Origin of the sequence: Streptomyces sp. NPDC007088, from assembly GCF_042869355.1 — a bacterium.
Taxonomy (GTDB): Bacteria; Actinomycetota; Actinomycetes; order Streptomycetales; family Streptomycetaceae; genus Streptomyces.
Genome location: NZ_JBIAFO010000012.1, coordinates 104,123 through 130,859, shown reverse-complemented (window position 1 = coordinate 130,859; position 26,737 = coordinate 104,123). Strand labels below are relative to the sequence as shown.

General features: G+C 73.6%; 21 protein-coding genes. 15 read left to right on the top strand and 6 right to left on the bottom strand.

The window, feature by feature from the left end; translation table 11 throughout:
* The first annotated feature begins 59 nt into the window (after positions 1 to 59).
* The 15 genes from ACFYMP_RS20565 to ACFYMP_RS20495 all read left to right on the top strand — a co-directional run bounded on the left by ACFYMP_RS20565 (position 60) and on the right by ACFYMP_RS20495 (position 16,746).
* Positions 60 to 1,226, top strand: coding sequence for a 3-deoxy-7-phosphoheptulonate synthase (locus ACFYMP_RS20565; RefSeq protein WP_388859371.1), 1,167 nt, complete (start codon positions 60 to 62; stop codon positions 1,224 to 1,226).
* Positions 1,227 to 1,279: 53 nt separating this feature from the next.
* Positions 1,280 to 2,077, top strand: a complete 798-nt coding sequence (locus ACFYMP_RS20560; RefSeq protein WP_388859367.1) for a 2,3-dihydro-2,3-dihydroxybenzoate dehydrogenase — start codon at positions 1,280 to 1,282, stop codon at positions 2,075 to 2,077.
* 99 nt (positions 2,078 to 2,176) lie between these two features.
* Entirely contained in the window at positions 2,177 to 2,800 is a 624-nt protein-coding gene (locus tag ACFYMP_RS20555) for an isochorismatase family protein (protein WP_388859365.1), read from the top strand.
* The gene (locus ACFYMP_RS20550; protein ID WP_388859362.1) at positions 2,797 to 4,731 is read left to right on the top strand and encodes an anthranilate synthase family protein; all 1,935 of its coding nucleotides are present in this window, start codon (positions 2,797 to 2,799) and stop codon (positions 4,729 to 4,731) included. The genes ACFYMP_RS20555 and ACFYMP_RS20550 overlap by 4 nt, the downstream gene beginning before the upstream one ends.
* A 168-nt stretch (positions 4,732 to 4,899) precedes the next feature.
* Positions 4,900 to 5,970 carry a 3-oxoacyl-ACP synthase III family protein gene (locus ACFYMP_RS20545; RefSeq protein ID WP_388859359.1) on the top strand — a complete coding sequence of 357 codons (1,071 nt, stop codon included), beginning with the start codon at positions 4,900 to 4,902 and terminating at the stop codon, positions 5,968 to 5,970.
* A gap of 10 nt (positions 5,971 to 5,980) precedes the next feature.
* Positions 5,981 to 6,781, top strand: coding sequence for an arylamine N-acetyltransferase (locus tag ACFYMP_RS20540; protein ID WP_388859357.1), 801 nt, complete (start codon positions 5,981 to 5,983; stop codon positions 6,779 to 6,781).
* 5 nt (positions 6,782 to 6,786) lie between these two features.
* Positions 6,787 to 8,376 carry an FAD-dependent oxidoreductase gene (locus tag ACFYMP_RS20535; protein ID WP_388859354.1) on the top strand — a complete coding sequence of 530 codons (1,590 nt, stop codon included), beginning with the start codon at positions 6,787 to 6,789 and terminating at the stop codon, positions 8,374 to 8,376.
* A gap of 146 nt (positions 8,377 to 8,522) precedes the next feature.
* Positions 8,523 to 9,011: an RrF2 family transcriptional regulator gene (locus tag ACFYMP_RS20530; RefSeq protein WP_388859351.1), complete on the top strand. Its 489-nt coding sequence runs from the start codon at positions 8,523 to 8,525 to the stop codon at positions 9,009 to 9,011.
* 159 nt (positions 9,012 to 9,170) lie between these two features.
* Positions 9,171 to 10,655 carry an MFS transporter gene (locus tag ACFYMP_RS20525; RefSeq protein WP_388859348.1) on the top strand — a complete coding sequence of 495 codons (1,485 nt, stop codon included), beginning with the start codon at positions 9,171 to 9,173 and terminating at the stop codon, positions 10,653 to 10,655.
* Between the two features lie 188 nt (positions 10,656 to 10,843).
* Positions 10,844 to 12,037 carry an MFS transporter gene (locus tag ACFYMP_RS20520; protein WP_388859345.1) on the top strand — a complete coding sequence of 398 codons (1,194 nt, stop codon included), beginning with the start codon at positions 10,844 to 10,846 and terminating at the stop codon, positions 12,035 to 12,037.
* A gap of 124 nt (positions 12,038 to 12,161) precedes the next feature.
* Positions 12,162 to 12,779 (top strand): NAD(P)H-dependent oxidoreductase, encoded by a 618-nt coding sequence (locus ACFYMP_RS20515; RefSeq protein WP_388859342.1) that lies wholly within the window; start codon positions 12,162 to 12,164, stop codon positions 12,777 to 12,779.
* A gap of 33 nt (positions 12,780 to 12,812) precedes the next feature.
* Positions 12,813 to 13,196, top strand: coding sequence for a YybH family protein (locus tag ACFYMP_RS20510; RefSeq protein ID WP_388859339.1), 384 nt, complete (start codon positions 12,813 to 12,815; stop codon positions 13,194 to 13,196).
* Positions 13,197 to 13,392: 196 nt separating this feature from the next.
* A complete protein-coding gene (locus tag ACFYMP_RS20505; protein WP_388859336.1) occupies positions 13,393 to 14,040 on the top strand; it encodes an NAD(P)H-dependent oxidoreductase in 648 nt (215 codons plus the stop codon).
* Between the two features lie 281 nt (positions 14,041 to 14,321).
* Complete coding sequence (locus ACFYMP_RS20500; protein WP_388859334.1) at positions 14,322 to 15,959, top strand: AMP-binding protein; 1,638 nt, start codon at positions 14,322 to 14,324, stop codon at positions 15,957 to 15,959.
* A 229-nt stretch (positions 15,960 to 16,188) separates the two neighbouring features.
* Positions 16,189 to 16,746 carry an NADPH-dependent FMN reductase gene (locus ACFYMP_RS20495; RefSeq protein ID WP_388859331.1) on the top strand — a complete coding sequence of 186 codons (558 nt, stop codon included), beginning with the start codon at positions 16,189 to 16,191 and terminating at the stop codon, positions 16,744 to 16,746.
* Between the two features lie 406 nt (positions 16,747 to 17,152).
* Here the strand turns inward: ACFYMP_RS20495 and ACFYMP_RS20490 are convergent, their stop codons facing one another.
* The 6 genes from ACFYMP_RS20490 to ACFYMP_RS20465 form a co-directional block, all read right to left on the bottom strand.
* On the bottom strand, positions 17,153 to 18,367 hold the full coding sequence (locus tag ACFYMP_RS20490; protein ID WP_388859328.1) for an FAD-dependent oxidoreductase: 1,215 nt from the start codon (positions 18,365 to 18,367) through the stop codon (positions 17,153 to 17,155).
* Positions 18,364 to 19,776, bottom strand: a complete 1,413-nt coding sequence (locus ACFYMP_RS20485; RefSeq protein WP_388859325.1) for an FAD-dependent oxidoreductase — start codon at positions 19,774 to 19,776, stop codon at positions 18,364 to 18,366. The genes ACFYMP_RS20490 and ACFYMP_RS20485 overlap by 4 nt, the downstream gene beginning before the upstream one ends.
* Positions 19,773 to 21,887, bottom strand: coding sequence for a molybdopterin oxidoreductase family protein (locus ACFYMP_RS20480; protein ID WP_388859322.1), 2,115 nt, complete (start codon positions 21,885 to 21,887; stop codon positions 19,773 to 19,775). Before ACFYMP_RS20480 ends, ACFYMP_RS20485 begins: the two co-directional genes overlap by 4 nt.
* Positions 21,877 to 23,256, bottom strand: coding sequence for an MFS transporter (locus ACFYMP_RS20475; protein WP_388859319.1), 1,380 nt, complete (start codon positions 23,254 to 23,256; stop codon positions 21,877 to 21,879). The genes ACFYMP_RS20480 and ACFYMP_RS20475 overlap by 11 nt, the downstream gene beginning before the upstream one ends.
* A gap of 73 nt (positions 23,257 to 23,329) precedes the next feature.
* The gene (gene pcaB / locus ACFYMP_RS20470; RefSeq protein ID WP_388859316.1) at positions 23,330 to 24,730 is read right to left on the bottom strand and encodes a 3-carboxy-cis,cis-muconate cycloisomerase; all 1,401 of its coding nucleotides are present in this window, start codon (positions 24,728 to 24,730) and stop codon (positions 23,330 to 23,332) included.
* Entirely contained in the window at positions 24,727 to 26,697 is a 1,971-nt protein-coding gene (locus tag ACFYMP_RS20465) for an FAD/NAD(P)-binding protein (protein ID WP_388859313.1), read from the bottom strand. Before ACFYMP_RS20465 ends, pcaB begins: the two co-directional genes overlap by 4 nt.
* Positions 26,698 to 26,737 lie beyond the last annotated feature (40 nt).

Sequence of the window (26,737 nt, the reverse complement as noted above, 5' to 3'; positions counted from 1 at the left end):
CCGCCCCTGCCCGCACCGCGGTACCGCGTGCCGGCCACCGCCAGTGTCAGGAGACACCTGTGGACGACGCTCTCGTCGACATCGAACTGAAGATCGCCCCCCAGCAGCCCGACTGGGACGACCCCGCCCAGGTGCGCCGCGTGCGCTCCGACCTGGCGGGCCGCCCCTCGCTCGTCCGGGCCGAGGACGTCCGCGCCCTGCGCCGCGGCCTGGCCCGGGTGGCCGCGGGCGAGGCCCTGGTCGTCCAGGCCGGGGACTGCGCCGAGGACCCCCTGGAGTGCACCCCCGCGCACGTGGCCCGCAAGGCCGCCGTGCTCGACCTGCTCGCCGGTGCCCTCCGGCTGGTCACCGGCAAGCCCGTCCTGCGGGCCGGCCGTATCGCCGGACAGTTCACCAAGCCGCGCTCCCAGTCCAAGGAACGCATCGGGGACCTCGAACTGCCCGTCTACCGCGGCCACATGGTCAACGATCCCGATCCCACACCCGAGGGCCGCCGCCCCGACCCGCTGCGCCTGCTGACCGGGTACATGGCGGCCGACGACATCATGCGCCACCTCGGCTGGCGCACCGACGACCCCGACCGCATCGACCCGCCGGTCTACACCAGCCACGAGGCGCTGCTGCTCGACTACGAGGTGCCGCTGCTGCGCCGCGAGGACGACGGTCTGCTGCTGTCCTCCACGCACTGGCCCTGGATCGGCGAGCGCACCCGGCAGCCGGAGGGCGCGCACGTCGCCCTGCTCGCCGGGGTGACCAACCCGGTGGCCTGCAAGGTGGGGCCCACCACCACCGTCGAGACGCTGCTCGACCTGTGCCGGCGCCTGGACCCCGATCGCGTACCGGGACGGCTCACGCTGATCGCGCGGATGGGAGCCGACAAGGTGGCCGAGGCGCTGCCCCCGCTGGTCGCGGCGGTGCACGCGGCCGGGCACCCGGTGATCTGGCTGACCGACCCGCTGCACGCCAACACCGTCACCACGCCCAACGGCTTCAAGACCCGTTACGTGGAGGCCGCCGAACGGGAGGTCACCGCCTTCCACCGGGCGGTCACCGACCACGGGGGCACCGCGGGCGGTCTGCACCTGGAGACCACGCCCGACGCGGTCATGGAGTGCGTGCCCGACGCGCGCACCGCCCATCTGGTCGGCGACGCCTACGAGAGCTTCTGCGACCCGCGGCTCAACGCCGGCCAGGCGGTCTCCGTCGTCTCGGCCTGGAACGGGTGAGCCGCCCGGCACGTCAGCACCGCCCCCCAACGGATGTGAAGGAGAGGCACGACATGGACAGCGCACACACGAGAGACAGCGAGAGCAGGCTGGCCCTGGTCACCGGGGCCGCCGGCGGGATCGGCGCGGCCGTCGTCCGCACCCTGGCCGAACAGGGCGTCCACGTGGCCGCCGTGGACCGCCACGCCGGCCGTCTGGAGGAAGAGGCCGCCAAACTCGCCGCGGACGGGCTTCCGGTGACGGCGTTCGCCGCCGACGTGACCGACAGCACCGCGGTGGACGCCGTCGTCGACCGGATCGAGCAGGACCTCGGCCCTGTCGACTATCTGGTCAACGCCGCCGGTGTACTCCGCCTCGGCGAGGTGACCGCGTACACCGACGACGACTGGACGAGCACCTTCGCCGTCAACACCACCGGTGTCTTCCACCTCTCGCGCGCCGTCGTGAGCCGCATGGTGCGGCGCGGAGGGGGAGCCGTCGTCACCGTCGCCTCCAACGCGGCCGCCACCCCCCGCACCGGGATGGCCGCGTACGCGGCCTCCAAGGCGGCGGCGGAGATGTTCACCAAGAGCCTCGGCCTGGAGGTGGCCCGGCACGGCATCCGCTGCAACATCGTCGCCCCCGGCTCCACCGACACACCGATGCTCAGCTCCATGTGGCACGACGACTCGGGGCCGCGCGCCACCCTCGCCGGGAACCTCGACGCCTTCCGCGTCGGCATCCCGCTGGGCAAGCTCGCCCGCCCCAACGACATCGCCGACGCGGTGGCCTATCTGCTGTCCGACCGGGCGTCCCACATCACCCTGCACACCCTGACCGTCGACGGAGGCGCCGCCCTCGGAGCGGCCTGACACCGGCCCCGCCCCCACCCCCGCCCGCTCGCACCCGGACCCCGCGTCCGGCGGACACCGCCGAGAGCGGTTCCCGCCCGAGAAAGGACACACCCCGCCGTGGCCGACCTCCCGACCATCGAGTCGTACCCTCTGCCGACCCCGCCGGACCTGCCGGCGAACACCGCACCGTGGGTCTGCGACCCCGCCCGCGCGGTGCTCCTCGTCCACGATATGCAGCGTTACTTCCTCAAGCCCTTCCCCGAGCCGCTCCGCAGTCAACTGGTGCGGAACACCGCTGAGTTGCGTGATCACTGTGCCGAACTCGGTATCCCCGTCGCCTACACCGCCCAGCCCGGCGGCATGACCGTGCGCCAGCGCGGCCTGCTCAAGGACTTCTGGGGTCCGGGCATGCGCCCCGCGCCCGCCGACCGCGCCGTCGTGGACGCGCTCGCGCCCCGACAGGACGACTGGCTGGTGACCAAGTGGCGCTACAGCGCCTTCCACCACACCGACCTGCTGGAACGGATGCGCTCCGAGGGGCGCGACCAGCTCCTCGTGTGCGGCGTGTACGCCCACGTCGGAGTACTGATCACCGCCGTCGAGGCGTTCAGCCACGACATCGAGACATTCCTGATCGCGGACGCCGTGGCCGACTTCGACGAGAGCCGGCACCGGATGGCCGTCGAGTACGCCGCCGCGCGCTGCGCCGTCGTCACCACCGCCAAGGAGGTCCTGGCATGACCGGCACCACCGGCCCCCGCGCCCAGCCGCCCCACCAGGAGGATCTGCTCCAGGAGATCCTCGGCCCCACGCCCCCGCCGTTCGCCCTGCTGTACCGCCCCGAGGCCACCGGCCCCGGCGTCCTCGACATCCTCGTCGGCGAGGTGTCGCACCCCGGGACCCTGGCCGCCATCCCGCTGCCCGAGCCCTCCGGCGTCCCCGGCGCCCCCCGCCACGACGTCCTCGCCCTCGTGCCCTACCGGCAGATCGCCGAGCGGGGGTTCGCCGGGCACGACGACGGCACCCCGCTGGTGGCGCTGAGCGTCGCCCGGCAGGAGACCGCCTCGCTCGCCGCCGTACTGCAACGGCTGCCGGACACGCCCATCCGCACCACCGGCGCCCACTTCGACGTGGGCGACGACGCCTACGCAGAGACGGTCCGGCGCGTCATCACCGAGGAGATCGGCACCGGCGAGGGCGCCAACTTCGTCATCAAGCGCACCTTCACCGTCGACATCTCCGACTACACCCCGCACAGCGCGCTGACCTTCTTCAAACGGCTCCTGGAACGCGAGAAGGGCGCGTACTGGACCTTCGTCGTGCACACCGGCGAGCGCACCCTCGTAGGCGCCACACCGGAGCGGCACATCAGCGTGGACCGGGGCACGGCGGTGATGAACCCGATCTCCGGCACCTACCGCTATCCCGCCACCGGCCCGACCCTCCCGGAGGTGATGAACTTCCTCGCCGACGGCAAGGAGGCCGACGAGCTCTACATGGTGGTCGACGAGGAACTGAAGATGATGGCCCGGATCTGCCCGGACGGCGGCCGCGTCACGGGGCCCTTTCTCAAGGAGATGGCGCGTCTCGCGCACACCGAGTACTTCATCGAGGGCCGGACCGACGGCGATCCGCGCCACATCCTGCGCGAGACCCTCTTCGCGCCCACCGTCACCGGCTCCCCACTGGAGAGCGCCTGCAAGGTCATCGGCCGCTACGAGCAGGAGGGCCGCGGCTACTACAGCGGTGTCCTCGCCCTGATCGGCCGCGACGCCGACGGGGGCGCCGCACTGGACTCCGCCATCTGCATCCGCACCGCGGACATCGACCGGGGCGGTCGCGTGCGCATCGGCGTCGGCGCCACCCTGGTGCGCCACTCCGACCCGCTCTCGGAGGTGGCCGAGACCCGCGCCAAGGCCGCCGGTCTGCTCGCCGCGCTGGAGGGCGAGGGGGCGACACGTTTCGCGGCCCACCCCGAGGTGTGCCGGGCGCTGCGCAGCCGTAACGACACCATCGCGGGGTTCTGGCTCGCGGACACCCAGCCGGTGCCGGTGGCCGTACAGCCTTCCCTGCCGCCCGGCCGCCGGGTCCTGGTGGTGGACGCCGAGGACACCTTCACCTCGATGATCGGCCACCAGCTCACCTCGCTGGGCCTGGAGGTGGCGGTGCGGCGGTTCGACGAGCCGTACGAGATCACCGGCCACGACCTGATCGTCATGGGGCCGGGGCCGGGCGATCCGCGGGACCTGTCGCACCCCAAGATCGCCCATCTGGACGCGACGATCGAGAGGCTGCTGCGCGAGGGGCTGCCGTTCCTGGCGATCTGCCTCAGCCATCAGGTCCTCAGCCGCCGGCTCGGCCTGGATCTGGTGCGCCGCCCCCGGCCCAACCAGGGCGTCCAGCGGGACATCGACCTGTTCGGCCGCCGCGAACGCGTCGGCTTCTACAACACGTTCGCCGCCGCGAGCGCCGAGGACAAGGCGGAGACGGCGGCCGGGATCGTCGAGATCGCCCGCGATCCCGACAGCCAGGAGGTGCACGCCCTGCGCGGCGCCACCTTCGCCTCGATGCAGTTCCACCCCGAGTCGGTGCTCACCCAGAACGGCGTGGGCATCACCGGCGGACTGGTCCGCGGACTGCTGGCCGGCTCCCTGCTCGCGCCCGCCGCATGACATCCCGGCGGCCGGTCCGGGGCGCCCCGCGCCGGACCGGCCGCCATCTGACGTACTCCCCGGCGACCTGACGGGTTCGGCCGGCGGCCTTTGCCGCCGGCCGGGCGCCCTCGGGAGCATCGGCCCTGCGCGGGGGAGGCCCGAGACGCTCACGGAAGGGTCAACACCATGATCAGCACGGGTACGGCCAGAGCCGGCCGCACGGCCGGTGGCATCGCCATTCTGGGTACGGGCTCCTGCCTGCCCTCCCACGTCGTCGGCAACGACGAGGTGGGGGCGGCGGCCGGAGTCACCGACGAATGGATCAGACACAAGACCGCCATCCGCTCCAGGCGCCGGGCGAAGCCGGACGAGGCCACCTCCGACCTCGCGGTCGCCGCGGGGCGGGCCGCCATGGAGGCCGCGGGCATCACCGCCGCCGACCTCTCCCTGGTCGTCGTCGCCACCTCGACGCCCGACCAGCCGCAGCCGCCCACCGCGAGCATCGTCGCCGACGGCCTCGGTGCCGGACACGGCGCCGCCGCCTTCGACGTCAACGCGGTGTGCAGCGGCTTCGTGTTCGCGCTCAACACCGCGCAGCACGTCCTGGCCGGCTCCGACTCCGCGTACGCGCTGGTCATCGGCGCGGACGTCTACTCCCGCATCCTCGACCCCGCCGACCGGCGGACCGCGATCCTCTTCGGGGACGGCGCCGGCGCGGTCGTGCTCGGCCCCGCCCGCCCCGGGCGCGGTCTGCTGGCCGGAAGGCTGGCCGGTTTCGGCGCCGAACGCGACCTGATCGAGGTGCCCGCGGGCGGCAGCCGCCTGCCCGCCACCCCCGAGACCCTCGCGGCCGGGCTGCACTACTTCACCATGAACGGGAGGGGCGTGCGCGACTTCGTCGCCGAGACCGTCGCCCCCGCCATCACCGCCTTCGTCGAGGAGGCCGGCTACACGGCCGCCGACATCGACAGCTTCGTGCCCCACCAGGCCAACGGGCGGATGCTCGACGACCTGTCGGCCACGCTCGGCATCAGGTCCGCCCACACCCGCACCACCTACGAGGAGTTCGGCAACACCGGCTCCGCCTCGGTTCCCGTCACCCTCGACCACGCGGCCCGCACCGGGCAGCTGTCCGACGGCGATCTGGTGCTGATGGCCGCCTTCGGCGGCGGCATGGCCATGGGCCTGTCGCTGCTGCGCTGGCAGCACCCCGTTCCCACCCACACCACATCCGCCCCCACCACCCCCCAGAGCTGAGGAGACGGCGATGCAGGACGGCATCATGGACGACTACCTGGCCCGGATCGGCGCGACCCGCCCCGAACAGCCGGACCTGAAGGGGCTCCGTCACCTGACGGAGCGTCACCTTCTGTCGGTGCCCTTCGAGAACCTCGACTACCACCTGGGCGAGGACATCTTCATGGACGAACGCGTCCTGGAGAAGATCGTGCACAAGAACCGCGGTGGCGGCTGCTTCGAGGTCAACCCCGCCCTCTCCTTCCTGCTGACCTCGCTCGGCTACGAGGTCGACATCCTGCCCGGCTGGGTGCACCGCCCCGACGGCCTCGGCCCGTTCCTCGGCCACCTGGCGCTGCGCGTCAAGGCGGAGGGGCGCGACTGGCTGGTCGACGTCGGCTTCGGCCGCAACAGCCGCTTCCCGCTGGACCTCTCCTCGCGCGAGGTGCAGCAGGACCCGCACGGCGAGTACCGCATCCACGACGCGGGTGACGGCGCCATCGACGTGTACCTCGGCGGCAAGCCCCTCTACCGGGTCGCCGACCGGCCGGTCCGCGTCGAGGACTTCGCGCCGGCGCTGTGGTGGTACCGCACCTCGCCCGACTCCTCGTTCCTCCAGGCCCTGTTCTGCTCCGTCCGCACGACCGACGGGCTGGTCACGCTCAAGGGCAACTACCACATGAGCAGCGTCGCCGGGCAGGAGCGCTCCCGGCAGACCCTGGGGACCGAGGCCGAGGCGTTCGAGGCGTACAAGAAGCACTTCGGCATCAGCCTGGAGACGCTGCCCGAGGAGCCCGCCGGAGGCGTCACCGCCGGCGTGCGGACGGAGTGAGGACGATGAGCGAGAACCACACCGGCGCCACCGACATCGACGTACTCGTCGTCGGCGCCGGCCCCACTGGACTGCTGACCGCGGTGGAGCTGATGCGCCGCGGTGTACGGGTGCGGGTGATCGACCGCGCCCAGGAACCCTCGACCACCCCCAAGGCGCTGTCCGTGTGGCCCCGCGCCCTGGACATCCTGGAGGACGCCGGACTCGCGGACGGCGTGCGGCGCGAGTCCGCGCGGATCGACCGGCTCAGCTACTTCTCCGAACGCACCCCGCTGGCCTCCTTCGCACTGACCGAGGACACCGCCTGCCGGGTGCTGCCCCAGCACGTCACCGAACGGCTGCTCGCCGAGCGGCTGTCCGCGCTCGGCGGCAAGGTCGAGCGCGGGGTGCGGCTGCTCGCCCTCGAAGGCGTCGACTTCGTCGGCGGCGTCGGCTCGGGCGGGGACGTCACCGCCGTGGTCGAGACGGCCGAGGGCGGCCTCGACCGCATCCGGGCCCCCTACGTGGTCGGCGCCGACGGCGCCGGCAGCGCGGTCCGCGGCCAGCTCGGCATCGGCTTCCAGGGCAGTACGTACGAGCTGGCCTTCGCCCTGGTCGACGCCCGGATCGAGGGCGAACTCCCCGACAACGAGTGCCTGTTCTACCAGGCACCCAGCGGGGCGCTGGTCGTGGTGCCCATGCCGGGCGGTGTCTACCGCTTCCTGTCGATCATGCCGCAGGGACGCCGCGAGGTATCCCTGGACCTGATGCGGGAGATCGTTGACGAGCGCGGTCCGCGCGGTGTCCGGCTGACTGAGGCGGTGTGGCAGGCGGTCTTCCGCGTCCACGCCCGGCACGCCTCCGACTTCGCCGTCGGGCGGGTCTTCCTCGCCGGCGACGCCGCCCACGTGCACAGTCCGGCGGGCGGCCAGGGCATGAACAACGGCCTCCAGGACGCCCAGAACCTGGCCTGGAAGCTGGCCGCCGTCGTCCACGGCACCTCACCCGAGGCGCTGCTCACCACCTACGGCTCCGAGCGCTCCGAGGCGACCCGGCAGATCGTGCGCGACACCGATCTGCAGACCCGTGCCTGGGTGGCGAACAGCCGGGCCAAGGTCGCGGCCCGGGACGCCGCCTTCAAGCTGCTCGACCGCACCGGCGCCGTCTCGCGGTTCTACACCCCCGTCATGGCCGGGCGGCGCCTGGCCTATCCACCGCCGCGGGAGACCCAGCGGCCCTCCGGGCTCGCCGGCTGCCGACTGCGCGGCCGGGTCCCCGGCGGCCTCAAGGAGGGCGCGGTCTTCCCCCGGCGCGCCGCGCTCGCCCACGGCATCAGCGGCCCCGACACCGACCCGCACGCCTGGACCCTGGTCCTGGCGGCTCCCTCGGAGTCCTGGGCCGAGGAGGCCGGTCACGTCGCCGCCCGCTACGGGCAGCGGCTGCGCACCGTGGCGCTGCGGCGCCGCGAGAGCGCCTTCGCCACCGGCTGCCGCAGCGCCGGCTACTGGCTGGTGCGCCCGGACGGGCACGTCGCCGCACACGGCCACCAGAGCGATCTGGACCGTCTGGAGGCCGAGCTGCGCACCGCGCTCGAACCGGAGCCGCAGGAGCGCTGACGACGGTGCGCGGCCCGCCCGCCAAACGGGCCGCGACTGCTCGACAAACCCCGCCTGACCAGCGAGAACATCGACACCCAAAGCAACTTGACATAAAAAGAAGTGAGTCCTTCTGGCGGACATCCTGGATGCGTAATGTCTAGGACATGAAGCTGAGAGAGGGCGTGGAGTGGGCGGTGCACTGCTGCATCAACCTGTCCTGGATATCCCCTGACAGGGCGGTGCCGGCGGCCAGACTCGCCGCCTTCCACGACCTGCCCACGGCTTACCTCAACAAGCAGATGAACGCACTGGGAAGCGCCGGCATCGTCGCCTCCCGGTCCGGCCCCCGCGGCGGATTCCGCCTCGGCAGAAATCCGGAGGGCATCAGCCTGATGGACGTGGCGGCGGCCATCGACGGCTCGACACAGGCGTTCCTGTGCACGGGCATCCGGCACAACGGCCCGGCCGGACACATCACCGGACCCGAAGCCGCCCACCGCACCACCTGCACCGTGGCCCAGGCCTTCTCCACTGCCGAACTGGCCTGGCGGCGCCGGCTCGCCGATCACACGATCGCCGAACTGGCCGACACGGTACGGCGGGCCAACCCCGCAGCCCCGGATCAGGTACGCCGCTGGTTCGAGGAGAACTGAACCCCACCCGGCCCGCCCCGCACCACCAACCTCCGCACCACCCCGCACCACCACAGAGCCTGTCCTCGGCGCACCTGGAGTGCGCCCGGGGCCGTCCCCCCACCGGCAACACCGGCGGTGTGCGCCCCGACTTCCGACCCCGTAGTGAAAGGCACAGTCATGCCGTCTTCGGCCACAGGCGCCGTCACGGACGCGCCCCGCCGGCGCACCGGACTCCTCTTGGCGCTGCTGGCGTTCGCCCAGCTGATCATCTCCATCGACTACAACATCGTCTACGTCGCCCTGCCCGAGATCGGCAGCGGACTCGGCTTCTCCGCCCAGAGCCTGCAGTGGGTGGTCAGCGCCTACGCGGTGGCCTTCGGCGGGTTCCTGCTCCTGGGCGGCCGGGCCTGCGACCTGTTCGGGCCGCGCCGCATCTTCATCCTGGGCATCGCGCTGTACGGGGTGTCCTCCCTGGTCGGCGGCCTGGCCACCGAACCGGGCGTGCTGATCGCCGCCCGCGCGGTGCAGGGCATCGGCGGCGCCTTCCTCTTCCCGGCCACCCTGACCCTGGTCTCCACCAAGTTCGCCGAGGGCAAGGAGCGCAACCGCGCCTTCGCCGTGTGGGGCACCGCGGGCGGCTCCGGAATGATCCTCGGTTCGCTGCTCGGCGGCGTCCTCACCCAGGCGTTCGGCTGGGAGTCGGTGTTCTACGTCAACGTCCCGCTCGCCCTCATCGCCGTCGCCGCCGCCTTCCCGCTGATCACCCGTGACCAGCTGACCGGCTCCCGCCGCTCCTTCGACCTGGGCGGTGCGCTCACCTCCACGGTCGGCACCACCTCCGTCGTCTTCGCCCTGGTGCAGGGACCGGAGTCGGGCTGGGGCTCGGGCCTGATCATCGGCGCCTTCGCCTTCGGTGTGGCGCTCCTGGTCGCCTTCCTGCTGATCGAGAAGCGCAGCAGCGACCCGCTGATGCCGCTGCGCCTGTTCCGCAACCGGAACCTGAGCACCGGCGCCGGTGTCACCTTCTTCTACATGGCCACCTTCGGCACCCTGCTGTACTTCCTCACCATCTACTTCCAGGGCGTGCACGGCTACAACGCGCTGGAGACCGGCCTCGCCTTCCTGGTCCCGATGGTCGCCATCGCCACCGGCGCCCAGACGGCCGGCCGTCTGGCCACCAAGTACGGCCTGCGCGCCATCATGATCGCGAGCCTGCTGGTGGGCTTCGTCGGCACCGTCATCGTGGGCCTGTCCCTGGCCACCGACGCCTCCTACGTCGCCCTGATCCCCGGCATGGTCGTCATGGGCCTCGGCCAGGGCGCCGGCTACACCCTGATGTTCGGCGCCGCCACCGTCGGCGTCGACCCGGCCGAGCAGGGCATCGCCTCCGGCTGGGCCTCCACCACCCAGCAGATCGGTGGCGCGGTCGGCCTCGCCATCCTGGTCGCCGTCGCCAACTCCGGCCTCGACGGTCTGCAGGGCGAGGCGCTGCGCTCGGCCACCACCGACGGCCTGCGCACCGCGGTGTACATCGCCGCGGCCGGGATCGCGGTGACCGCGCTGGTCGCCCTCGGCCTGAAGAAGCCGGGCAAGTCCGAGCCCGTCGCCCAGGGAGGCGCCACCGCCTCCTCGGCCGACGAGCCGCAGACCGTCCAGGTCTGACCCGCACTCCGGCGCGCTCCCAGGGGCGCGCCGGACGCCGGACCCCCGTGTCGTACGTTCCCCCGCCCGGCGCGGGGGTTCCGGCATGTCCCCCCACAGGTACCGACAAGTCGCCGTCCGTGACGGCGACTTGACGCTTTGTCGCGATGCGCTTGCCCGGTGCCGTGTTCCGCTCGCAGGCTCGGCACATGTCGAAAACTTCAGTGGCCGAGGTGCCCTCGGTCAGGTCCCCGAACGCACCGTTCGCCGCCACCGTCGCGACCGTGTCCGTGATGGGCGTGCTCGTGGTGGGCCAGATGTACGTGACCATCCCGCTCATGCCGCAACTCGCGGACGCCTGGGGGGTCCCGACCGGATCGGCGGCCGCCTCGACCACGGCCTTCGCCTTCGCCCACGCGGTCGGCTCGCTCGTCAGCGGCCCGCTCTCCAACCGCTGGGGGCGGCGGGCGGTCATGGTGGTCAACGTCCTCGCCATGTCCGTCGTCACCGCTCTGCTGCCCCTCGTGGGCTCCCTCACCCCCGGGGTGACCCTGCGCGCCCTCCAGGGGCTGTTCGCGGGCTCGTTCATCCCCATGGCCTACGCCTACCTGAACGCCCGCTTCGAGCCGCGCCGCGCCTCACTGGCGCTGACCGTGGTCTCCGCCTGCATGGGGGCCACCGTGGTCATCGGCCAGGTCGAGGCCCAGCTGGTGGCCTCGGTGGCCGGCTGGGTCTGGGTCTTCTGGGGGACCGTCCCGCTACTCCTGCTGGGCGCCGCGGTGTCCTGGCGGGTGCTGCTGCCCGAGGAGCGGCCCCAGGCCGCCCCGGCCGGCCGGACACCACCGGCCGGAGCGCGAGCCGCGCTGAGCGCGCGGGTGATCCCGCTGTATCTGGTCATCCTCGTCGGCGCGGGCTCCCTCACCGCCGTGTACACCGGAGTCCAGCTCTACGGACCGTCCGACGTGGCCAGTGGTGGCGCGCCCCTGCTGGCGCTGCGCGCCAGCGCCCTGCCGGCGCTGCTGGGCGCCGTGCTGATCGCCCCGGCCCTGGCCCGGGTCCCGGCCTCCCGCAGGGCCGCCGGAGCGCTCGTGGTGACCACCGCGGCGATGCTGGCCGCCGCCCTGGGCGGAGACGACGCCATCGCCCTGGGGGCCGCGCTGTTCGCCTTCATGGCGGGCTTCTCCACCCTCGGACCCGCTCTCATCCAGTCGGTCGGCGCCCGGGTCGGCGCCGCGGCCCAGACCACCGCGATCGCGCTGTACGGCTTCACGCTCAACGTCGGCGCCGGTGCCGGGGCGCAGGTCGCACCCCTCTTCGACCGGTTCGGCCACCTCGCCCTGTTCCTCGCGCTCGCCCTGGCCCTGGCCACCCTCGGTGTCCTGCACCGCCGACGCGCGACCTGACGCACTCGCCGGCCACGCGTTGTCGCGCCCCGGCCCCGCGGACCACGATGCGGACAGTCATCCGACACCCCCTTTCCGACAGCCACGTGTTCCTCACACCCGTACGCCCAGGGAGCGCCCGACCATGACGAACGTCGCCGTCATCTACTACTCCTCCACCGGTTCGACCCACCGTCTCGCCGAGGCCGCCGCGGCGGCCGCCGCCCAGGAGGGCGCCGAGGTGCGGCTGCGCCGGGTGCCCGAGATCGCCGCCACCGGGCGGCCCGGCTCCCAGGAGCACGCCGCCGAGGCCGCGCGCATACCGGAGGCGACGCTGGAGGACCTCCAGTGGGCCGACGCCGTGCTGCTCGGGTCCCCGGTCCACTTCGGCCTGGCCGCACCGCAGTTGATGCAGTGGATCAACACCACCTCCCCGCTGTCGATCCGCGGCGAGCTGCTGGACAAGGCCGTCTCGGCCTTCGCCTCCGGCTCCGCCGAGCACGGCGGCCAGGTGACGACGATCCTCGCCCTGCACAACGCCATCTGCCACTGGGGCGCGGTCGTCGTCGCCACCGGGTCCGCCGACCCGGTGCTGTACGAGAAGAACAACGGCAACCCGTACGGCGCGAGCACCGTCGCGGGCAACCGGGCCGGCTTCATCCACGAGGAGAACGCCGGCGCCATCGCCTACCAGACCCGCCGCACCATCCATGTCGCCGCCGCGCTGAAGGCCGCCCGCTCGGCGGCTCCGGCCGCCGCCTGACCCGCGCGCACCACGCGAGGAGGGAGTATCCCCATGGCAGTCAGTGACCCGGCCCAGCTTCCCGCGACCTTCGTGGCCGCCTTCAACGCCAAGGACCTCACCGCCATCGACCGGCTCTTCGAGCCCGGGGCGGTGCGCGTGCTGCGGCCCGGCGAGGTGGTCACCGGCGACGGCCGCAGGCAGGCGACCAGCAGCTTCCTGGCGCTCGGCGTCCCGATCGACATCAGCCTGCGCCACAGCTACGTCTACGAGGACACGGCCCTGCTGATCGGTGACTTCGTCATCGACGGCACCCGGCCGGACGGTGAGCGCGTGCACATCGAGGGCACCGCCACCGACGTGGCCCGGCGCGGACCGGACGGACTGTGGCGCTACATCATCGACAACCCGCCGGGCATCGAGAAGAACGGTCAGTGAGACGGCCGTCCGCCCGTGCGCGGGCGGGCGAAGCGGGCGGACGGGCCGTGTCCAGGAGGCCACCCGGCAGCCCGGGGAGGCCACTTGACGGACTAATGGGTTCCGGTGGTCCCGCGCCCCCGCCCGCGCGAGGATGGGCGGTGCACGCCACGCAACGGCACCCAGGCACCCCACCAGACTAGGGAGCAGTACGGCCATGACCAATGTCGCCATCGTCTATTACTCGGCCACCGGGAACATCCACAAGCTGGCGGTCGCCGCGGCCGAGGCGGCGGAGAAGGCGGGGGCCGAGGTCCGGCTGCGCCGCGTCGCGGAGATCACCGAGGACCCGCTCGCGCCCAACTACGCCGAGTGGTCGCAGGCCAACCAGGAGCACGTCGCCACCAGCCGGAACGTGGCCACGGCCGCCATCGACGACCTGGACTGGGCGGACGCCGTGGTCTGGGGCACCCCGGGCCGCTACGGGCTGCTGGCCGGCCCGCTCAAGCACTTCATCGACCAGACCTTCGAACTGCACGCCCGGCGGGGCCTGATGAACAAGGCGATGTCCGCGTTCACCTCCACGGGCACCCAGCACGGGGGCCAGGAGTCCACGATCCTGTCGCTGAGCAACGTCTTCTACCACTGGGGCGCCGTCATCGTGCCGCCCGGCGTGACCGACGACATCCTGCTCACGCCGAGCAACGGCAACCCCTACGGCGTCAGCGCGACCTCCGGCCTGCAGGCCATCCCGGGCCATCTCGCGCAGAACGTCACCGACGACAACCTGGCCGCCGTCGGCTACCAGACGGTGCGCACCCTGAAGGTGGCCGAGGCCCTCAAGAAGGGGCTGGCGCAGAACTGACCGGCCGTGAGAAACGGTCGTGAAATGCGACCGTGAGAGGGGCCGGACCGCGCCGGAAGGCGTGGTCCGGCCCCTTTCGCGTTCGCGGGCCTCCTTCGCCCCCCCGCCGGGCCTCCCGCGCGTCCGTCCCGGGCTTTTCCCGGCATTCCCCGGGGCTTTCCGAATTACCGTATTCCGAGATGACGCATTCACCGGCCGCTCCTTTCCGCCGGTCCGCGCCCATGCGAACTTGTAGAGGGGAATTCCTGTTTCGTGTATCGGTTCTCGGAGGAAGAGTCCTGATGTATAAGGTTCCGAAAAGTAAGAAGTTCCTCTACCTCGGAGTGGTCTCCGAGCAGGCGGCGCAGAAGTACGGCAACACTCCGATCACGCTCGATCACGACATGGACGCCTTTCCCGAGGCGGGGCGCAGGTTCACCGTCGCGGAGTTCGCTTCACTCGTCGCCTCCACCGCCGACCGGCTGTGGGCGGCCGGGGTGCGTCCCAGCGAGCACGTGGCGGTCCACAAGACGTCGAGCTTCGACATCACCGTGCTGGCGTGTGCGGTGGCCCGGATAGGCGCCGTGCCGGCCATGCTCTCCCCGCACCTGGACGGGGAGAGCATCGGCAAGCTGCTGGAGCGGCTGGAGCGGCCCACCCTGCTCACCGACGAGGCCAAGCTGACCGGTTCGCTGGCCGGGCTGCCGCTGGGCGAGCTGACCGCGCGCGTGGTCACCGCGACCGGTTCCCACCCGGAGGCCGTCGCCCTGGCCGACCTCAGCGGGCCGGCGCGCCGGCCGGTACTGCTCGACCCCGACCAGCCCGCCCTGATGACGCACACCTCGGGGACCACCGGCGTACCCAAGCTCGTGGTGCACTCGGCCCGTTCGCTGGGCGCCCGGGGCAACTGGCAGGACAAGGTGGTGTCGTTCATCCGCAAGCGGGAGACCGTCGCCATGCACGTCTCCTACGTGCACTCGCGCATGTACCTGGGCCTCGCCGTGCTCCAGAGCCGCGGCATGCCGATGGTGTTCATGAACGACGCCAGCCCCGCCCACGTCGCCGACATCCTGGTCGAGCACCGTCCGGGCGTCCTGGAGACGCACCCCAACTCGTACCTGGAATGGGAGGAGATGCTGGACGACCCGCGCCGGCCGGTCTCCACCGTCAAGTACTTCAACAGCACCTTCGACGCCATCCACCCGAGCACCATGCACAAGTTCATGCACGCCTCGCAGCGTCGCAGCCCGGTGTTCCTCCAGGTGTACGGGCAGAGCGAGTGCGGCCCGCTGGCCGCCCGCACCTACCGGCGCCGCAACGCCCTCAAGGCCGACGGCCGCTGCCAGGGCTACCCCACGCCGTTCATGACCAAGTACCGCCTGGTCTCGCGCGGCGGGCAGAAGCCGACGAAGGAGAACCCGGGCTACATCGACGTCGTCACCGCGGGCCGCGCGCTGTCCTACTACGGGGAGCAGGAGCGCTTCGACAAGCAGGTCGTGGGGGAGTGGTGGCGCGGCGGTGACGTCGGCTACCGCACCAAGTGGGGCTGCCTGCACCTGCTGGACCGCGAGGTCGACGTCATCCCCGGCATCGACTCCACCCTGGAGGTCGAGGACGCGGTCCTGCACCGCCTGGACGAGCTGACCGAACTGGTCGTCGTGCCCGGCCCGGACAAGCGGCCGGTGCCGGTGGTGTGCACACGCGGGGACCTGCCGCTCGACCTGGAGCGCTGGCGGACCGCGGTCGCCGACCAGCCCGCGCTGGGCGACCCCGTCCAGCGCCGCCTGTCCGAGCTGCCGCGCACCGCCACCGCGAAGATCAAGCGCCTGGAGCTGGCCCGCCAGCTCGCACAGGAGCTCACCGGGGCGCAGCCCGCCGCCGAGGCCGTCGAGGAGGCCGCTCCCGCCGCCGAGGAGGCCCCCGCGACCGCCGGCCGCTGACCGCCCGTCACCCGGCCGCCCCGCGGCGGCCGGCCGCGCCGACGGTCCCGTCCCCCCACGGTCCTGCCGGACCCGCTCCCGAGCGGGTCCGGCAGACGTGTGTCGCATCGATTTTTTCGATACGACTTGGAAACCCGCATGCGGGTTTGTTCTTCTAGAGGAGAGGACGGACCGACCGACCGTGTGTGAAAGGGCCCAAGACATGCCGACTGACCGCATCCGTGTGGCTGTGATCCTTACGAGCGTACGCAAGGGCCGTTTCGGCCCCACGATCGCGAACTGGTTCGTCGGCACCGCCGGCCAGCGCGACGACATCGAGGTCGACCTCGTCGACCTCGCGGACTTCCCGCTCCCCACGGCCCTGACCGACGAGCCCTCGCCCGAGGTGGCCGAGCTGCTCGCCGCGTTCTCGGCGCGCCTGTCCCGCGCGGACGGTTTCGTCGTGGTGACCCCGGAGTACAACCACAGCTTCCCGGCCTCCCTCAAGGCGGCCCTGGACTGGACCCAGAACGAGTGGCACGCCAAGCCCGTCGCCTTCGTCGGCTACGGCGGCCTCGCCGGCGGTCTGCGCGCCGTCCAGCAGCTGCGCCACATCTTCAACGAACTGCACGCCGTCACGGTCCGCGACGCCATCAGCTTCCACGGCCCCTGGGCGCAGTTCGACGCGGAGGGCAACCTCACCGAGCCGGCCGACGCCGAGGCCGCGGCCAAGGTCCTGTGGGACAAGCTGACGTGGTGGGCCCTGGCCACCAAGGAGGCCAAGCGCCTGCGCCCGTACGACAACTGACCCACCCGCCCGTACCCGGGCCGCCCGCGCGCCGCACCCACCACCCCCCGGATGCCGGCCCGCCCGTGCCCACGACGCCCACCGTCCCGCGCCCCATCCCCGGCGCGGGCCGGCGGAAGACCCGACCACCCCGGACCGCGGACGCGCACACCCCCCGCGCGGCCCGCGAAGGACCTGACCGGCCCGCCCCTCACCTCCCCGGGCGCCCGGCAGGGGCCGGGGCGGCACCACCCGCGCCACGGGCACCGGCACACCGGACGAGGGCTCGTGCGCCGGAGTACGGCGGCGCGCGGCCCCGGCAGGACGGTGACGGTCCGCCGGGCCGCGAACGCCACACCCACGGCCGGACGGGCCACGCCAGAACGGCGAAGGCCCGCCCGGCCGCAGGCGTGTCACGGCTTCCCCGTCAGGACCTCCCTGTCAGCAGATCCTCGACCGAGGACGGGAGTTCCCGCCCGACCAGGGAGCGCAGCCCCGCGTAGGCGCCCGTGTCGCCGGCCAGGACGCCGCCGCGCACGGTACGCCCGTCCGCGGCGAACACCACCTTGGCGTACGTGCCGGTGCGCCGGTCCTCGCGCACGTACTCCACCGCCCCCGGCGTCCGCGCGTGCGCGTCGCCGAAGCCGGCCACCTCCACACCCAGCAGCTTGAGCTTCGCGGAGGCGTCCGCCCCGGCGAACGGGGCGTCCGCCGCGCCGAGCAACTGCCCGGCCACCGTCTCGGCCATCCGGAAACCGGGGGCCGCCAGCCCGTGACAGCGGCCCTCGACGGCCGCGCACTCCCCGACGGCCCACACCCGCTCGTCGGCGGTACGGCACCACGCGTCGACCAGGAAACCGCCGCGTTCGCCGCGCTCCAGGCCCATCGGTCCCGCCAGTTCGTCGCGCGGCCGCACCCCCGCGGCGAAGACGACGACGCCCGCCGCGAGGACCGTGCCCCCGGCCAGCTCGACCCGGTCCACCCGGCCGTCGGTCCCCGCGCCGACCGCGCGCAGCGCCGCGGCACAGTGGACCCGTACGCCGAGCCGGCCGAGCGCCCCGGCCAGGACCCGGCCGCCTCCCTCGTCGATCTGCTGCGCCATCAGCCACGGCGCCATCTCGACCACCTGCGGCCGCATCCCCAGCGACCGCAGACCGCCCGCCGCCTCCAGACCGAGCAGCCCGCCGCCGACCACCACCGCGTCCCGTCCGGGAACGGCCGCCGCGCGCAGGGCGGCGATGTCCTCGACCGTCCGGTACACGAAGCACCCGGGCAGGTCGTGCCCGGGTACCGGCGGCACGAACGGCCGCGAACCGGTCGCGAGCACCAGCGCGTCGTAGCCGATCTCGGTGCCGTCGTGACAGGTCACCGTCCGCGCCGCCCGGTCGACGCCCGTCACCGTCGTGGACAGCCGCAGCAGCAGCCGCCGGTCGGCCAGCACCTCCCGTCCGGTCAGGGCCAGATCGCCGGGTGCGGCGCCGTCGAGCAGCGAGGACAGCGCGACCCGGTCGTAGGCGGGCCGCGGCTCCTCACCGAGTACGACGACCCGCCACCGCTCCTCCCGGTCACGGCGCAGGACCTCCTCGACCAGCCGGCCCCCCACCATGCCGTGCCCCGCCACCACCAGTGTCCGTGCGTTCACCGTGTCCCTCCCTCGGCCGGGGCGGGGCCGGACACCGCCTCGCGGGCCAGGGCCGCGCACAGCTGTCGCACGACGGGGGCGCAGCTGCCGCACCCTGTCGTCGCCCGCGTCGCGCGGCCCAGCGCGCCCGTGTCTCGTGCCCCGGCCCGCCAGGCGTCCTTGAGCGCCTTCCTGGTGACGTTGTTGCAGTGGCAGACCACGGCGTCCTCCGGCGGCTCGCCCGCGCCCGCGTACGTCCCGTCCGCGCCCGTCAGCAGCGCCAGCAGATCGGACGGGACGGGGGCGTCACCGCCGTACAGCCGGCTCACGGCGGCCACCGCCCGCGCGGAGCCGATGACGAGGCCGTGCCGCAGACGCGCGCCGCGCAGGACCAGCCGGGCGTAACGGCCGCCCGCCGGGTCCCGCAGGGTGACCGTCTCGTCTCCGTCTTCGTCCCCGCCCGCGTCCGGTGGCAGGACCACGAGGTTCATGCCGGGCGTGCGCGGGCGCAGCACCTGGCGACCGTCGCGGTACAGCAGGTCCTTGCCGGTGAGGATCCGGGCCAGCGCGTCGGCCTGCTCCCAGGCCCCGAGCACGGTTGCCCCGGGCAGGTCCGCGCGCTGGGCGCAGTCGCCGAGGGCGTGCACGCGCGGATCGGCGCTTCGCAGCCGGGAGTCGACCACGACGCCCTCGCGCACCGGGAGACCGGCCGAGCGGGCCAGGCCGGTGTCCGGCACGCTGCCCGCGCACAGCAGTACCGTGCCGGCCGCCAGGACCCGGCCGTCGTCGAGAACCACCTTGCCCCGCGCGTACTCGGCTACCCGCACGCCCAGGTGCAGGGCGACGCCTCGGCTCCTCAGCCACTCGGCGAGGACCGCGCCACCGGCCGCGTCGAGGTGCCGGGACAGCGGACGGTCGCCGGGATGGACGAGCGCGACCTCGTGCCCGGCCCGCCGCAGCGCCGCCGCCGTCTCCACGCCGCGCAGACCGCCACCGAGCACGACGGCGGGCCCCTCGGACAGCGGACGGCAGTCGGCGGCGGTGCGCACCGTACGCACCCCCTCCGCGAGCCGGCCCGCGCCGTCGGTCAGCCCCGGCACCGGGGGTGTGCGGGGGCGTGCCCCGGTGGCCAGGACCAGGGTGTCGTAGCCGAACTCGCGGCCGTCGCCGGTGCGCACGGTGCGCGCCGCCCGGTCGACGCCGGTCACCCGTGTCCCGGTCAGTACCCGTACGTCGGACGGAAGTCCGGGAAGCGTCAGCCGCCCGGCGTCGAGGGTGCCGTCCAGTACCGAGCCGAGCAGGGCCCGGTTGTAGGGGGCGCGCGGCTCGGCGCCGACCACGGTCACCGCGCCTTCGTACCCGTACCGCCGAAGACGCTCGGCCAGCCGGTGCGCGGCCGGGCCGCCGCCCACGACGAGGACCCCGCTCACGGCCCCTCACCCACCGGTGTCACGCGCACCGCGCCGACCTTGAACTCGGGCATCCGGCTGCGCGGGTCGAGCGCGTCACCGGTGAACAGATTGGCGCGGGCGGCACCCGCGTAGTGGAACGGCACGAACACGGTGTCGGCCCGGATCGAGCGGGTCAGCCGCACCCGTACCCGGGCCGCCCCGTACGCCGAGGCGACCTCGGCGAGCGCGCCGTCGGTCAGCCCGTGGCGCCGGGCGGTCTCCGGGTGCACCTCGACGAACGCCTCCGGCGCGGCCTCGACCAGTTCGGCCACGCGCCGGGTCTGCGCGCCCGACTGGTACTGGGCCAGCACCCGGCCCGTCGTCCCGTACAGCGGGAACTCCTCGTCCGGCTCGCGGGCCGGCGGCCGGTGGTCGACCGCCGCGAACCGGGCCAGACCGTCCGGGTGCGCGAACCGGTCCAGGAACGGCCTCGGCGTCCCCGGGTGGTCGCCGCCGGCCCCGTCGCCCCCGGCCGGGCACGGCCAGTGCAGCGCCTCGCCGGCGTCCAGCCGCCCGTAGCTGATGCCCGAGTAGTCCGCGCGCCCGCCCGCGGAGGCGAGACGCAGTTCCTCGAAGACCTCCCGGGGCCGCACCGGGAACCCGGCCGCGGGCCGGCCGAGCCGCACGGCGAGATCCCCCAGTACCTCCAGGTCGGTACGCACCCCCGGCGGCGGACGCAGATGGGCGCGCCGCCGCAGCACCCTGCCCTCCAGGCTGGTGAGGGTGCCCTCCTCCTCGGCCCACTGGGCGACCGGCAGGACGACGTCCGCGAGCGCCGCCGTCTCCGAGGGCACGAAGTCCGCCACCACCAGCAGGTCCAGGGCGGCGAGCCGGTCACCGACCCGGTCGGCGCGGGGCGCCGAGACCACCGGGTTCGACCCGAACACCAGCAGCGCCCGCGGCCCCCGCGGCGTGCCCAGGGAGTCCAGCAGCTCGTACGCGCTGCGGCCGGGGCCGGGCAGCGTCCCGGGGTCCACGCCCCACACGGACGCCACATGCGCCCGCGCGGCCGGATCGGTCAGCGAACGGTAGCCGGGCAACTGGTCCGCCTTCTGGCCCATTTCGCGGCCACCCTGCCCGTTGCCCTGACCGGTCAGCGTCCCGAACCCGCTGCCCGCCCGGCCCGGCAGCCCCAGCGCCAGTGCCAGGTCGATGTAGGCGGCGACCGTGTCGGTGCCCTTGCTGTGCTGCTCCGCGCCCCGGCCGGTCAGGACGTGCGCGCGGCGCGCCCCGGCGAGCATGCGGACCGCCCGGCGCATGTCGTCCACCGGTACGCCCGTCACCTCCTCGACGCGCTCCGGCCACCAGGCGACACAACTCGCCCAGGCCGTCTCGAAGCCGGTGGTGCGCGTGTCGACGTACTCCTTGTCGACCAGCCCTTCGGTGACCGCCAGGTGCAACAGGCCCAGCGCCAGGGCGAGATCGGAGCCGGGGACGGGTTGCAGGTGCAGCGCGGCGCGCTCCGCGGTCCGGGTGCGGCGCGGGTCGACGACCACGAGCCGGGCGCCCTCCAGGTGCCGCATCAGCGGCGGCATCGTCTCCGCCGGGTTCGCCCCCGCCAGCAGCACCACACCGGAGTCGTCCAGATCGGTGACCGGGAAGGGCAGGCCCCGGTCGAGACCGAAGGCGGCCTGGGCCGCGACGGCGGCCGAGGACATGCAGAACCGGCCGTTGTAGTCGATCTGGCTCGTGCCCAGGGCCACCCGGGCGAACTTGCCGAGCGTGTACGCCTTCTCGTTGGTCAGCCCGCCCCCGCCGAACACCGCGACGGAGTCGGCGCCGTGGCTCTCCCGCAGCGCCCGCAGCCGTCCGGCCACCAGCCCGAGCGCGGCGTCCCAGGTGGCCGGCGCGAGCACGCCGTCCGCCCCGCGCACCAGCGGGGTGAGCAGCCGCCCCGGCGTGTCGAGCAGGGCGGGCGCGGTCCACCCCTTCTGGCACAGGCCGCCCCGGTTGACGGGGAAGTCCGGCGTGGGACGCACCTCCACCGCGCCCGGACCGCCCGACAGCCGCGTCGAGCACTGCAACGCGCAGTACGGGCAGTGGGTCGTCGTCCCCGCCCCGGCCGGCGGCCCCGCGTCGTCAGCCGACACGGGAGGACCTCACCCGGACCGGCTCGGGCACGACGGCGGCCGTGCGCTCACCGCGCAGGTACACCAGGCCGATGACCACCGCGCACAGCGCGTAGAACCCGAGGAACGCGTAGAACGCCGGCTCGCCGGAGCCCAGTTCGCCGTAGGAGGTGCGGAAGGCCAGGTTGATGGCGACCCCGCCGAGCGCGCCCGCCGCCCCGGCGATGCCGATGACCGCCCCCGACACCCGGCGGGCGCGGGCGAAGGCCGCCGAGGCGTCGTGGCCGGAGGTGACGGCGCTCTCCGCCTGCCGGGCGAAGACCGCGGGGATCATCTTGTACGTCGAGCCGTTGCCGGCGCCGCTCATCACGAACAGCACCGTGAACCCGGTCACGAACAGCGGGAACGACCCGCTCCGGGTGGCCGCGAGCAGGACGAGGATGCCCGCCGCCATCCCCGCGAAGGCCCACAGCGTCACCCGCGCACCTCCCCACCGGTCGGCGATCCTGCCGCCGAGCGGACGGGCCACGGAGCCGAGCAGGGGCCCGAGGAAGGTGAACGAGGCGGCCTCGAAGGGGGTAGAGGAGAACTGGCTCTGCAGCACCAGCCCGAACGCGAACCCGAAGCCGATGAAGGAGCCGAAGGTCCCGACGTACAGCAGCGAGATCCACCACGTGTGCGGTTCGGCCGCGGCCTGCCGCTGGGCGCCGCGCTCGGCGCGCACCACGGACACGTTGTCCATGCGCAGCGCGGCCAGCACCGACACCAGGGCGATCAACGGCAGATAGCAGGCGGCGACGTACGCGGGGTGGGTGTCCCCGAAGACGGAGATCACCAGCAGGCCGAGCAACTGCACGGCGGCGACGCCCAGGTTGCCCCCGCCCGCGTTCAGGCCCAGGGCCCAGCCCTGCTGGCGCTGCGGGTAGAAGGCGGTGATGTTCGTCATCGAGGAGGCGAAGTTGCCGCCGCCCGCCCCGGCCAGCGCGCCGATCACCAGGAACACCCACAGCGGGGTGCCGGGTCGCTGCACGAAGTACACCGTCAGCCCGGTCGGCACCAGCAGGACAAGCGAGGCGAACACGGTCCAGTTGCGGCCCCCGAACCGGGTCACCGCGCTGCTGTAGGGCAGCCGCAGCACCGCGCCGACCAGGGTGGGCACCACCACCAGCAGGAACTTGTCGTCCGGGGCGAAGTCCAGGCCGATGCCCGGCGACATGAACAGCACGAGCACCGACCACATGCTCCACACCGAGAAACCGATGTGCTCGGAGGCCACCGACAGGACCAGATTGCGACGGGCGACGCGCCGGCCGCCCCGCTCCCACTGCCGCTCGTCCTCGGGGTCCCAGTTCTCGATCCACCGCCCTCGGGCGGCTCCTGAACGGGTCATGTTCTCCTCGGCTTTCCAGTACGTCGAGCCGTGGCCCGCAGGACCGGGCCACGGCTGGGGGAGTCGTCGGGGGTCAGGACTTCAGGGCCTCGTCCACCAGGAGGGCCGCGGCGCCGGTGTAACCGGCCGGATCGCACAGGCTTGCCAGCTCGTCCGCGATCCGCGGCGGCAGCCCCGGCAGGGCGCCGAGCACCTCGGCCAGCGGACGGCCCGAGGCGTCGGCCTCCTGCGCGGCCTCGGTCAGCAGTGCGCGGGCAGGGGCCTTGCCGAGTACCGGGGCGAGCCGCGCGGCCACCCGTTCCGACACCACCTGACTGCCCGTCATGTCCAGGTTCGAGCGCATCCGTTCCGGCCTGACCTCGAGCCCTTCGGCGAGTTCCGCCGCCGCGTGGGCCGCGCCGCCCGACAGCCGCAGACACTCGCGCAGCAACTGCCACTCCGCGTGCCAGGCCCCGGCGGAACGCTCGTCCTCGCTCATCAGGCACTGGGTGAGGGCGCCGGCGAGCGCGGGCACCTGGAGGGCCGCGCTCCGTACCAGGGTGGCGAGCACCGGGTTGCGCTTGTGCGGCATGGCCGAGGAGCCGCCGCGGCCCGGCCCCCCGGGTTCGGCGACCTCGCCGACCTCGGTCCGGGCGAGCGACTGCACGTCGAGCGCGATCTTGCCGAGCGCCCCCGCCGTGAAGGCGAGCGCCGCCGCGAGGTCGGCGACGGGCGTGCGCAGCGCGTGCCAGGGCAGCACCGGGCGGGCCAGGCCCGTCTCGGCCGCGTAGGCGTCGGTCAGCCGGCCGGCGTACCCCTCGGGGCCGGGACCCTCCCCGACCCCCTCGACGGCCGCGTACTCCAGGTACCCGGCCAGCGTGCCGGCCGCTCCGCCCAGGGAGACGGGCAGTCCGCCCTCGTGGACCCGGGCCAGCCGCGCCTCGGCGTCCAGGACCAGCGCCCGCCAGCCCGCCGCCTTCAGCCCGAAGGTCGTCGGGACCGCGTGCAGGGACAGCGTGCGGGCGACGGCGAGCGTGTCCCGGTGCCGTACGGCGAGGACGGCCAGCGCCCGCGCCGTACGGAGGAGGTCGGCCCTCACAAGGGCGAGCGCCCGGCCGGCCACCAGCATGGCGCCCGTGTCCAGGACGTCCTGGCTCGTGGACCCCCGGTGCACGTACTCCGCGGCCCGCGGGTCCTCCTCGGCCACCACCGCGGTGAACGCCTTCACCAGCCCCACCACCGGGTTGGCGGTCTCCCGGGCGGCGAGCGCCAGGGCCCGCAGGTCGAGCCGGTCGGCCTCGGCCGCGCGGGAGATGACCGCCGCGGCCTCCTTCGGCACAGTCCCCAGGGACGCCTGCGCCCGCGCCAGGGCGGCCTCGGCGTCGAGCATGGCCTGTAGCCACGCCCGGTCGCCGGTGGCCGCCTCCACGGGCGTACCGGCCCGCACCGGTGACAGCAGTCCCGCGTCCGCGAAGGGGGCGTGGGACCAGATCACACGATCACCCCGGACAGATCGTTGTCCGCGTCCACCGGGCGGACCCCGTCGGGCACCTGGGCCACCGGGGGCAGCGCCAGCACGGTGCGCGCGATGGCGTCCGAGTCGCCGAGGGTCACCGAGTCCACCCCGGGCCGGATACCGGCCGCGGTCACCCAGTGCACCGACTCGGTGGGCACCCCGTAAGCGAACCGCCTCGGGTGCGCCCGGCCGCGGCCGTCGAGCAGCCGGTAGGGGCGTTCGGTGACGGCCAGTCCGCCCGTCTCGTACCCGGCGCCGCCCGCGCCCGCGATCCGGTACGGCGCCGCCTGGTCGGTGTCGAGCAGGTGCCGCAGCAGCGGGTCGTCGGTGCGGCGCAGGTCGGGCTCGGGCAGCCGGGCCTCGACGAGGGCGGTGGCCCGCACCGGCTCGCCGGGCACCGTCGCCGAGTGCGCCACGTACGTCTGCGCCGTGGTGTCGATCCTGACCTGCGTGCCCGGTCCGGTCACGGTCAGCACACCCGCCTCGATCAGGGCGACCATCTCCTCGATCCGGGAGGCCGGCGGGCCGATCGACAGGAACGCGTTGAGCGGCGTGTACCAGCCCTCCAGGTCGTCGCGGTGCGAGGCGCCCTCCAGACCGCCGTGGTCGACGGCGAGCCGGATCTCGTTGCGCAGATCGCGCAGCACGTCCAGCGCGGCCTTCAGCGGACCGCTGACATTGCCCCGGCGGGACTCGGCGACGTCCTGACGCAGGTAGTCGAGCAGCCAGGCCGTGAAGTCCGCGCGGTCGGTGAAGACCCGGTCGCCGTACGGGCGGGACAGGCGCTCCCAGTCCCAGCGCTCCTCGACCCGCACACCGTAGCCGTCGAGCAGCTCCGCCGCGTCGCCGTCCGCCGCCAGGAAGCGGCCGGCCAGCTCCTCGCCGCGCTCGCTCTCGCCCCGCGCGGTCAGCAGCGCCCGGTAGTAGACGCTCTCCACCTCACGGGAGATCAGCGGCCACAGGTCGGCGCCGAAGTTGACCGGTCGGCCGGCGGCGGAACGCTCCCGCAGGGTCGCGATGTACTCGGCCGTCAGCAGCCGCGGGAAGTAGCGGCCGGTGGAGCCCTTCTCGTTCTCGCCGCGCGCGTGGTAGGGGATGCCGCGCCGGGAGAAGGCGAACAGCTTCGGCTCGCTGCCCGAGCGCCGGTAGACGAGCCGGTCCTCGACCCGCTCGAACCGGCCGCCGCGACCCAGCGTGAACAGCGCCATGTGGTCGAAGAAGTTCAGGCCCAGGCCGCGCAGCAGCACGTTGTGGCCCGGCTCGATCGCGCTGAGGTCGAGGTCGGCCGGGTTGGCCGGGGCGACGTACGTGAGGTGGTGGATGCGCGAGAGGCTCGCGGTACGCGCCTCGCGCGCCGACAGCCGCGCCGGGACGTGTCCCTGCGCCATGATGATGGCGTCCAGGTCGTGGAGGCGCGTGCCGTTCTCCAGGCGGATACCCTGCGGGCCGCCGGGCACCCCGTGGGTGTCGGCCGCGGCGACCGCACGCGAGCGGTGCACCAGGACCTCGACGTGGTCGGGCGCCGACGCGGTGATGCGCTCGAAGCAGTCCTTCAGGTAGCGGCCGTAGAAGGCGCGCGTGGGGTAGGAGTCGGGGCCCAGCCGCTTCGCCTCGGTCAGCACGGCGGTGTCCAACTGCTCCGGGTCGCCCAGCAGGGCCAGGGACTGCGACCACTCGTACAGGCTCGGGCCCGGCTCGATCGGGCCCTCGATGGCGGCGCTGTCGTCGGTGAAGACGGTGATCTGCGAGGCCACGGTGTTCATCAGCAGGTGCTGCGACTGCTCGGGGCGCCACACGGTGCCCGCGCCCGGTGCCGAGGGGTCGATCACGTGCACCGTGACCTTGCTGTGGGCGGGGGCGCGGCGCTCGTTGGCCAGCAGCCGCTCCAGTACCGACAGCCCGCGGGGGCCGGCACCGATGATGCAGACCTCAAGGGTCCTGTTCATTGCGGAGACTCCGTTTCTGGGCAGGGGGGACCGGCGGCCG